The sequence below is a fragment of the Vibrio sp. T20 genome, assembly GCF_007858795.1.
Lineage (GTDB): Bacteria > Pseudomonadota > Gammaproteobacteria > Enterobacterales > Vibrionaceae > Vibrio > Vibrio satsumensis.
In genome coordinates this window covers 1-266 of record NZ_VFEB01000132.1, presented here as the reverse complement: position 1 = coordinate 266, position 266 = coordinate 1, and the positions used below count along the sequence as shown (strand labels likewise).

Genomic DNA, 266 nt, shown 5'->3' with positions numbered 1-266 from the left:
TTCCAAATTGTTAAAGAGCATGAGACTTTAAGAACCAGTGTTCTAAAATTCACATTTTCTAAAGACTCTCACAGTCGAAAAATCAAACCAGCGACATAAGAAGTGGTTTGGAGTTTTAACTTCCAAGAATATTTAGAGAATGGTGGGCGATACCGGGCTCGAACCAGTGACCCCCTGCTTGTAAGGCAGGTGCTCTCCCAACTGAGCTAATCGCCCACGATAGTTTTAATTCCTTCGTGGAGAAAGAATGGTGGGTCGTGCAGGAT

Annotated in this window: 1 tRNA gene; it reads right to left on the bottom strand. The window is 43.2% G+C overall.

Going from position 1 to position 266, the window contains the following annotated elements:
- Positions 1-140 precede the first annotated feature (140 nt).
- Positions 141-216, bottom strand: a tRNA-Val gene (locus FTW16_RS15460).
- Positions 217-266 lie beyond the last annotated feature (50 nt).